Source organism: Streptomyces phytophilus, from assembly GCF_013870535.1.
GTDB lineage: Bacteria > Actinomycetota > Actinomycetes > Streptomycetales > Streptomycetaceae > Streptomyces > Streptomyces phytophilus.
The window spans coordinates 1-2684 of record NZ_JACBXC010000851.1 but is presented as its reverse complement, the minus strand read 5'-3'; the positions used below and the strand labels follow the sequence as shown (position 1 = coordinate 2684).

At 71.3% G+C, this 2684-nt stretch carries 1 protein-coding gene and 2 pseudogenes; 2 read left to right on the top strand and 1 reads right to left on the bottom strand.

Annotated features, from left to right (window positions below):
• A pseudogene (locus tag H5J30_RS26190) lies at positions 1-303 on the bottom strand (phosphatase); the annotation flags it as partial.
• Positions 304-410: 107 nt separating this feature from the next.
• On the opposite strand from H5J30_RS26190, the gene aspS reads away from it, so the two are divergent.
• Positions 411-2174, top strand: coding sequence for an aspartate--tRNA ligase (aspS, locus tag H5J30_RS26185; protein WP_181789806.1), 1764 nt, complete (start codon positions 411-413; stop codon positions 2172-2174).
• 181 nt (positions 2175-2355) lie between these two features.
• Positions 2356-2684, top strand: a pseudogene (locus tag H5J30_RS26180) (FtsX-like permease family protein); the annotation flags it as partial.

The following is a 2684-nucleotide window of genomic DNA, read 5'->3' as shown; positions in this document are numbered from 1 at the left end:
CCCGTCGCGGAACGGCCGCATCCTGGTCCGTACGACCCGCAGCACCGTCCCCCGCTCGTCCACGATCCGCAGCGCCGCCTCCGCGACGGTGCCCTCCGTGCGGGCCAGGTCCATCGCCCCGGCCAGCTCGACGTAGTCCACGCCGTGGCAGTGGCCCCGTACGACGGCGGCGGTCGTCTCCGTCTCCCGCGCGGGCAGGCCGACGAGCCGGGCGGCCTCGGCGTCCATGGTCACGGTGCCGGAGGCGGCATCCCAGCTCCACACCCCGGTGCCGACGGCAGCCAGGACCTCCTCGGTGCGCATTGCCCCATTTTAAGGTGATTGACCCCGTGCGCCCGGGGGAGGGCGGGGGCGATAGTCTTGGCAGGCTGAAACACTCTCCTGGCCGAGTCAGATGAACTGGATGGATGATGCATCGGTACCGGTCCCACACCTGCGGCGAGCTGCGCGCGAGCGACGTCGGCGGCGACGTCCGCCTGTCCGGCTGGCTGCACAACAGGCGCGACCTGGGCGGCATCCTCTTCATCGATCTGCGCGACCACTACGGCATCGTCCAGCTCGTCGCCCGCCCCGGCACTCCCGCGAACGAGGCGCTGGCGCACCTCACCAAGGAGACCGTCGTACGGATCGACGGCAAGGTCGTCTCCCGCGGCGCCGACAACGTCAACCCCGAGCTGCCCACCGGCGAGATCGAGATCGAGGTCGCCGACGTCGAGGTCCTCGGCGCCGCCGAGCAGATCCCGTTCACGATCAACGCCGAGGACGGCGTCGGCGAGGAGCGCCGGCTCGAATACCGCTTCCTCGACCTGCGCCGCGAGCGCATGCACCGCAACATCATGCTGCGTACCGCGGTCGTCACGGCCATCCGGCAGAAGATGACGGCCCTCGGCTTCAACGAGCTGACCACCCCGATCCTCTCGGCCACCTCCCCCGAGGGCGCCCGGGACTTCCTGGTGCCCTCCCGGCTGCACCCCGGCACGTTCTACGCGCTGCCGCAGGCCCCGCAGCAGTTCAAGCAGCTGCTGATGATGGCCGGGTTCGACCGGTACTTCCAGATCGCGCCCTGCTTCCGCGACGAGGACGCCCGCGCCGACCGCTCGCCCGGCGAGTTCTACCAGCTCGACATGGAGATGAGCTTCGTCGAGCAGGAGGACGTCTTCGCCGTCATCGAGAAGGTGATGACGGAGCTGTTCGAGGAGTTCGGCAACGGCCGGCACGTCACGTCGCCGTTCCCGCGGATCCCGTTCCGCGAGGCGATGGTCAAGTACGGCTCGGACAAGCCGGACCTGCGGGCGGAGCTGGAGCTGTCGGACGTCACGGACGTCTTCGCGGGCAGCGAGTTCAAGGCGTTCGCGGGCAAGCACGTGCGGGCGCTGCCGGTGCCGGCCGTGCAGGACCAGCCGCGCAAGTTCTTCGACGCGCTCGGCGACTTCGCCGTCGAGCAGGGCGCGAAGGGCCTGGCGTGGGTGCGGGTCGGCGAGGGCGGAGCGCTCACGGGCCCGATCGCGAAGTTCCTCACCGAGGAGAACGTGCGGGTGCTCACCGAGCGCCTGGGCCTGGCCGCCGGGCACGCGGTGTTCTTCGGGGCGGGAGAGGCCGACGAGGTCTCCAAGATCATGGGCGCGGTGCGCGTGGAGGCCGCGAAGCGCGCCGGGCGGTTCGCCGAGGACGTCTACCGGTTCTGCTGGATCGTCGACTTCCCGATGTTCGAGAAGAACGAGGACACCGGCGGGATCGAGTTCTCGCACAACCCGTTCTCGATGCCCCAGGGCGGCATCGACGCGCTGGAGAGCAAGGACCCGCTGGACGTCCTCGCGTTCCAGTACGACATCGTCTGCAACGGCGTCGAGCTGTCCTCCGGCGCGATCCGGAACCACGAGCCGGAGGTCATGTTCAAGGCGTTCGGCATCGCGGGCTACAGCAAGGACGACGTGGAGCGCGAGTTCGGCGGCATGCTGCGCGCGTTCCGCTTCGGCGCCCCGCCGCACGGCGGGATCGCGCCCGGCATCGACCGCATCGTGATGCTGCTGGCCGACGAGCCGAACATCCGCGAGACGATCGCCTTCCCCCTCAACGGCAACGCGCAGGACCTGCTGATGGGCGCGCCCAGCGAGGTCGACGAGGCCCGCCTGCGCGAGCTGCACATCGAGCTGCGCAAGCCGCAGCCCAAGTAGCCGCCCGGGCAGCGGGCAGGCTTCCACACCGGCGTACGGGCCGGGGCGCCCCGCGGGCCCCCGGCCCGTGGTGGTGCCAGGTACACCCCCGAGTCGGGTGGGCATCCCATGGGACGCGCGGGCGCGGGTTCCTAGGTTGATGTCATCCGACGTCGCAGAGGGGAACCGTCCCATGTGGGCCATGGCCATCCGCACGCTCCGCCACCGGGCCGCCGCGCTGTCGGCGACCTTCCTGGCGCTCTTCCTGGGCGCCGTCATCGTGATGACGTGCGGCGGCCTGCTGGAGACCGGCATACGCAACAACGCGCCCGCCCAGCGCCTCGCGGGCGCCGACCTCGTGGTCACCGGCGACCGCGACCTCCCCCGCGGCGACGAGACCGCCGTCCTGCCCGAGCGCCCCGCGCTGGACGGCGCCCTGACCGCGGCCGTACGCGATGTCCCCGGCGTCGAACGCGCCGTCCCCGAGCGGGTCTTCGACGCCGCCGTACTCGGTGCCGGCGACGCCCCCGA